The organism is Streptomyces sp. NPDC055078, assembly GCF_053607985.1.
This window is the reverse complement of sequence record NZ_JBSGUP010000505.1, coordinates 1-6000: the sequence shown is the minus strand read 5'-3', so window position 1 is coordinate 6000 and position 6000 is coordinate 1. Positions and strand designations below refer to the sequence as shown.

Below are 6000 nucleotides of genomic sequence, written 5' to 3'. Positions count from 1 at the left end.
CTTTTGAGTGCGGCGCCGGACGTGCCTGAGCATGCCTGAGCAACCACATCGTCAGCTGGGGAGGACCAGAACATGGGCGTCACACTCGCCAAGGGAGGCAATGTCTCCCTCTCCAAGGCCGCACCGAACCTCACTCAGGTGCTGATCGGACTCGGCTGGGACGCGCGCTCCACCACCGGAGCCGATTTCGACCTCGACGCGAGCGCCCTGCTCTGCAACGGCGGGCGCGTCCTCGGGGACGAGTACTTCATCTTCTACAACAACCTCAAGAGTCCCGAGGGCTCCGTCGAGCACACCGGTGACAATCTCACGGGGGAGGGCGACGGCGACGACGAGTCGCTGATCGTCGATCTGGGCCAGGTCCCGATGAATGTCGACAAGATTATATTTCCCGTCTCCATTCATGACGCGGACAGCCGCGGCCAGTCGTTCGGCCAGGTCAGCAACGCCTTCATCCGCGTGGTCAACCAGGCGAACGGCCAGGAGCTCGCCCGCTACGACCTGAGTGAGGACGCTTCGACGGAGACCGCGATGATCTTCGGAGAGCTGTATCGATACGGCGGAGAGTGGAAGTTCCGCGCCGTAGGGCAGGGGTACGCATCGGGTCTGCGGGGCATCGCTCTAGACTTCGGGGTCAATGTTTCGTAAAGCGGCGCACAGAGCGGGGGAAGTAGTCTCTGGCGCGGGGGCCCTCCCCCGAGCTTCGCCCGGGGCGACCCCCTTCTACACGATTGGGTACCAGTGGTTCTGAAAACCTTCGGCTGGTCGTTCGCGGTCACCGCGCTCGGCCTGGTCGCCGGATTCCTTTACGGAGGGTGGACCGGGTTCGGGATCGTCGCGATCCTGTCAATCCTCGAAATCTCGCTGTCGTTCGACAACGCGGTGGTCAACGCCGGAATCCTGAAGAAGATGAATGCCTTCTGGCAGAAGATCTTCCTCACCATCGGCATCCTCATCGCCGTCTTCGGCATGCGGCTGGTCTTCCCTGTCGTCATCGTCGCGGTCAGTGCCCAGCTCGGCCCCATCGAGGCCGTCGACCTGGCACTCAGTGACAAGGACAAGTACCAGGAACTGGTGACCGACGCCCATCCGTCGATCGCCGCGTTCGGTGGCATGTTCCTGCTCATGATCTTCCTCGACTTCATCTTCGAGGACCGGGACATCAAGTGGCTCGGCTGGCTGGAGCGTCCGCTCGCCAAGCTCGGCAAAGTCGACATGCTCTCCGTCTGCATCGCGCTGATCATCCTGATGATCAGCGCGACGACCTTCGCCACCAGTGCCCACCAGCACGGCGGCGGGCACGCCGACAAGGCGGAGACCGTCCTGCTCTCCGGTGTCGCCGGTCTGATCACCTATCTCGTCGTCGGCGGTCTCTCGGGCTTCTTCGAGAACAAGCTCGAAGAGGAGGAGGAGCGCGAGCACGAGGCCGAGGAGGTGGCCAGGAAGAGCGGCAAGAAGGTCACCGGCGTCGCCCTCGCGGGCAAGGCCGCCTTCTTCATGTTCCTCTATCTGGAGGTCCTCGACGCGTCGTTCTCCTTCGACGGTGTCATCGGTGCCTTCGCGGTCACCAACGACATCGTTCTCATGGCGCTCGGCCTCGGCGTCGGCGCGATGTACGTCCGGTCGCTCACGGTCTATCTGGTCCGCCAGGGCACCCTGGACGAGTACGTCTATCTGGAGCACGGAGCGCACTACGCGATCGGCGCGCTCGCGATGATCCTGCTGGTCAGCATCCGCTACGAGATCCCCGAGCTGATCACCGGCTCCGTCGGGGTCATCCTGATCGCCTGGTCCTTCTGGTCCTCCGTCAGGCGGAACCGGGCCATCGCAGCCGCCGACGGGGAAAAAGCCCGGCCACACTCGGAAGCGGGGGTGTGACCGGCGGCGGAATGAGGAACGCTCTCAGCGGGGCGGCTTCGGGGCAGGGACCCCGGTGCCGCCCCGCGGGGTTCACGGACCCCGCGCGTTCCAGGGGGTTCATGGACCCCACGCGTTCCAGGGGGTTCATGGACCCCACGCGTTTCCAGGGGAGCGGGGCACGGAGCGGCGCACAGCGGAGTCCCACCCGGTGGGTTCCGCCGAAGCGGGGTCCATCGATCCGTCGATACGGACCATCGATACGACTGGGGGTGGCACATGGCCTTCTGGGACAGTCTGTGGCGGGGCAGGTCGGATCAGTTCGACTCGGGCAGTGCCGCGACGAACTCCATCTCACTGACGAAGCGGCGCCCCGCGGTGTCGCTCACCAAGCAGGGCGCGGCCACCGGCCATCTGCGCGTCAATCTCTCCTGGCGGATGCGCACCTCCGACATCGAGGGCCGCTCCCGGCAGAGCGGCCGGCTGTTGCGGCACCCCCTCCAGCTCTTCAAGCCCGAGGTGGTCCAGGCGCACACCCAGGGCGTGGTCAATGTCGACCTCGACCTCGGCTGTCTCTACGAGCTGACCGACGGCAGCAAGGGCGTGGTGCAGCCGCTGGGCGCCTTCTTCGGCTCCACCAACGAGCCGCCGTACGTCAGGCTCAGCGGCGACGACCGCTTCGGCTCGGGCTCCGGTGAGACGATCTACGTCAATCTGGACCACCACTCCGAGATCAAGCGACTGCTGTTCTTCGTCTACATCTACGACCAGACCCCGGCGTTCGACCGTACGCACGCGCATGTGACGCTCTACCCCAGCAGCGGCCCCCGGGTCGAGATCGAACTGGACGAGCGCGCCCCCCAGGCCCGCTCCTGCGCCGTCTTCTCCCTGGAGAACGTCAAGGACGAACTGGTCGTCCGCCGTGAAGTGAAATTCGTCTACGGATTCCAGGCGGAGCTGGACCGACTGTACGGCTGGGGCCTCCAGTGGGGCCGCGGTTACAAGAGCCGCGTCTAGGCCGGCACGGGTCTCCGCACCACCGCACGGCAAGCCCCCGCCCGCCCCGCTCAGGGGCGGACGAACTGGGGGCCCATCGGCGGCAGCCGGAAAGCGGTATCGGGCACGAAGGCCGCGGCGGGCTGCGGATAGCCGTACCCCGGCCCGCCCGGCGCCGAGGACGGCTGCGGATACCCGTACGCGGGCTGCGCGGGCGCGTGCTGCGGATATCCGTACGCGGGCGGTCCGGTGGGCGGGGCGTGCGGTGTCCCGGCGGGCGGGACCTGTGGTGTCCCGGTGGGCGGCTCGCTCTGCGCGGCGTCGTTCTCGTCCACCGAGATGCCGAACTCCGTCGCCAGCCCCACCAGCCCCGTCGGATAGCCCTGCCCGACCGCCCGGAACTTCCAGCCGTCCCCGCGCCGGTACAGCTCACCGCAGATGATCGCGGTCTCCTCGCCGGTGTCCGGCCGCACATCGAAGACGGCCAGCGGCTCGCCGCCGGCCGAGGACGCGTCGTAGAGCAGGATCCGCAGATCCCGTACATGCTGGAAGGTGTCGCCGTCGGAGGAGGCGGCGAGTACCACCTGGTCGACGGAGGCGTCCAGGGCGGCGAGATCCGCCTCGACGGTGTCCGTCAGATGTTCGGCGACCCGCTTCTTCGGCAGCCGGCGCACCAGCCCCGAGGGATGGCGCGGCTGGTTGTAGAAGACGAAGTCCTCGTCGGAACGCACCCGGGCGTCGGGGCCGAGGAGCAGGGCCGAGGCGTCCACGTCGGGGACACCGGCACCCGGTGTCCAGCGCAGCACGGCGCGTACCGCCGTGGCGTCGAGAGGGACGTTCGAGCCCTTCACCATCGCGTGCGTCATGCCGGTCATCCTGCCCCCTCGGAGGGTTCCCGGACAATGCGGGGGCGCCCGGCCGCCGCGCCGTCCGGCGCCGGTGGTCCGCGGCGGGTGGTTCCGCGTGCGCGGGTCATTCCCCGAGGGGGAAGAATCACGTGAAGTCCCTGGTCACCCGGCCGGAATACATGCATGGTGCAGGCGAGTCACCTGGAGTTCATGGTGCGTGGGAACTCTCGTCACCCTTCCGAACGTACTATTACCGGCCACGTCAGTCGGGCAGGCCGCCAAGTGTCACGGGGGAACAAAATGCGTCATTTCGGGCAGCTTCCGCCCGCCGTCCGTGAGCGGCTGTTCCACCGGGAGCCCGGCGACTTCACCGCCGGCTCCCCGGCCCGTACGCTCGCCGCGGCGCTCGGCGCCACCCTCTACAGCCCCGCCACCCGGCCCAGGCTCGCTGACGATGTGCTCAAGCAGGTCGGCCACGGAGTGGTGTCCATGGTCCTGTGCCTGGAGGATTCCATCGAGGACGCCGCCGTGCCGGCCGCCGAGGAGAACCTGGTCCGCCAGTTCGCCGAGCTGGAGGCGCGGGGCGAGGACACCCCGCTGCTCTTCGTCCGCGTCCGCGAGCCCGGACAGATCCCCGATCTCGCGCACCGGCTCGGCGACTCCGTCCGCAGACTGTCCGGATTCGTTCTTCCCAAATTCACCGAGGAGCGGGGAGTCCCCTTCCTCGAAGCGCTCACCGCCGCCGAGGCGGGCACCGGACAGCGGCTCTTCGCGATGCCCGTCCTGGAATCACCCGAGCTGCTCCATCTGGAGACACGCCGCGACACCCTCGCCGGCATCGCCCGTACCGTCGACAAGTACCGCGACCGGGTCCTGGCGCTCCGGCTGGGGGTCACGGACTTCTGCTCGGCGTACGGCCTGCGCCGCTCGCCCGACATGACCGCCTACGACGTCCAGATCGTCGCCGCGGTCATCGCCGACGTGGTCAATGTCCTCGGCCGCGCCGACGGCACCGGCTTCACGGTCACCGGCCCCGTCTGGGAGTACTTCCGCCTCCAGGAGCGCATGTTCAAACCGCAGCTTCGCCGGAGCCCCTTCCTGGAGGGCAGCGCCGAGGACGTGCGCACCTCCCTCATCGAGCACGACCTCGACGGCCTGCTGCGCGAGATCGACCTGGACCGGGCGAACGGACTGACCGGCAAGACCTGTATCCACCCCTCGCACGTCCTGCCCGTGCACGCGCTGTCCGTCGTCAGTCACGAGGAGTTCAGCGACGCCCAGGACATCCTGCGCCCCGAGCGGGACGGCGGCGGCGTGATGCGATCCTCGTACACGAACAAGATGAACGAAGTGAAACCGCACCGGGCCTGGGCCGAGCGCACCCTGCTGCGCGCGGAGGTCTTCGGGGTGGCCAGGGAAGAGATCGGTTTCGTGGAACTGCTCACGGCCGGGCTCTCCGCCGAATGACGACGAAGGAGACCGCCTCCGTGGTCTGGTCCGGAACATGGGTCGCGAGCCGCCTGGGCATCACGCTCGACGGCGACGAGCGGCTGCCCGAGCTGCTGGGCCTCGCCCTGCGCCGTAACCCCAAGCGGGCCCATCTGCTGGTGTCGAACGTGCTGGGCAAGCATGTCCCCCAGTCGCCCTCGGTGGTGTACGGGGCGGGCCACGGCCTCGGCGAGCGGGTGCGGGCCCTCCTCGGGGACCGGGAGGCGGCCCGCGCGGTCGTCCTCGGCTACGCGGAGACCGCGACCGGCCTCGGCCACTCGGTGGCGGACGGGGTGGCGCTCGCGCCCTACCTCCACTCCACCCGCCGCCCCGTCCCCGGCGTGCCCCGCGCCGGCGGCTTCGAGGAGTCCCACTCCCACGCCACCTCGCACCTGCTGCTCCCCGAGGACCCCCGGCTGCTGGCGGACGGCGGCCCGCTGATCCTGGTGGACGACGAGTTCTCCACCGGCAACACCGTCCTCAACACCATCCGCGACCTGCATCGGCGCTACCCGCGCGACCGCTATGTGATCGTCGCCCTGGTCGATATGCGCTCCCCGGCCGACCGTGGCCGCCTCACGGCCTTCGCCGCCGAGACCGGCGCCCGGGTCGATCTGCTGGCCCTGGTGTCGGGGACGGTCCGCCTGCCGGACGGCGTCCTGGAGAAGGGGCGCGCGCTGGTGGCGGAGCACGAGGCCACGGCCGGTACGCCCGCGCCCGCACCGGTCGGGTCCGCCGCCCTGGCGCCGCCGCGCCCGCTCGCCCCGCTCACCGGCTGGGACGGCATCTTCCAGCGCCTCGACAAGGCCCT

6 protein-coding genes are annotated in these 6000 nt (G+C 68.9%); 5 read left to right on the top strand and 1 reads right to left on the bottom strand.

Going from position 1 to position 6000, the window contains the following annotated elements:
- The first annotated feature begins 72 nt into the window (after nt 1-72).
- The 3 genes from ACWF94_RS30550 to ACWF94_RS30540 all read left to right on the top strand — a co-directional run bounded on the left by ACWF94_RS30550 (nt 73) and on the right by ACWF94_RS30540 (nt 2874).
- Nucleotides 73-648: a TerD family protein gene (locus ACWF94_RS30550; RefSeq protein ID WP_453495670.1), complete on the top strand. Its 576-nt coding sequence runs from the start codon at nt 73-75 to the stop codon at nt 646-648.
- Nucleotides 649-741: 93 nt separating this feature from the next.
- The gene (locus ACWF94_RS30545; protein WP_453495667.1) at nt 742-1878 is read left to right on the top strand and encodes a DUF475 domain-containing protein; all 1137 of its coding nucleotides are present in this window, start codon (nt 742-744) and stop codon (nt 1876-1878) included.
- Nucleotides 1879-2136: 258 nt separating this feature from the next.
- The gene (locus ACWF94_RS30540; protein WP_453495664.1) at nt 2137-2874 is read left to right on the top strand and encodes a TerD family protein; all 738 of its coding nucleotides are present in this window, start codon (nt 2137-2139) and stop codon (nt 2872-2874) included.
- Nucleotides 2875-2924: 50 nt separating this feature from the next.
- Here the strand turns inward: ACWF94_RS30540 and ACWF94_RS30535 are convergent, their stop codons facing one another.
- The gene (locus tag ACWF94_RS30535; protein WP_453495661.1) at nt 2925-3728 is read right to left on the bottom strand and encodes a TerD family protein; all 804 of its coding nucleotides are present in this window, start codon (nt 3726-3728) and stop codon (nt 2925-2927) included.
- 273 nt (nt 3729-4001) lie between these two features.
- Between ACWF94_RS30535 and ACWF94_RS30530 the strand changes: the two genes are divergently transcribed.
- Nucleotides 4002-5168, top strand: coding sequence for an HpcH/HpaI aldolase/citrate lyase family protein (locus ACWF94_RS30530; protein WP_453495658.1), 1167 nt, complete (start codon nt 4002-4004; stop codon nt 5166-5168).
- Nucleotides 5165-6000: phosphoribosyltransferase domain-containing protein (locus ACWF94_RS30525; protein ID WP_453495655.1), on the top strand; the 836-nt coding region annotated here is incomplete at its 3' end. The genes ACWF94_RS30530 and ACWF94_RS30525, both read left to right, overlap by 4 nt.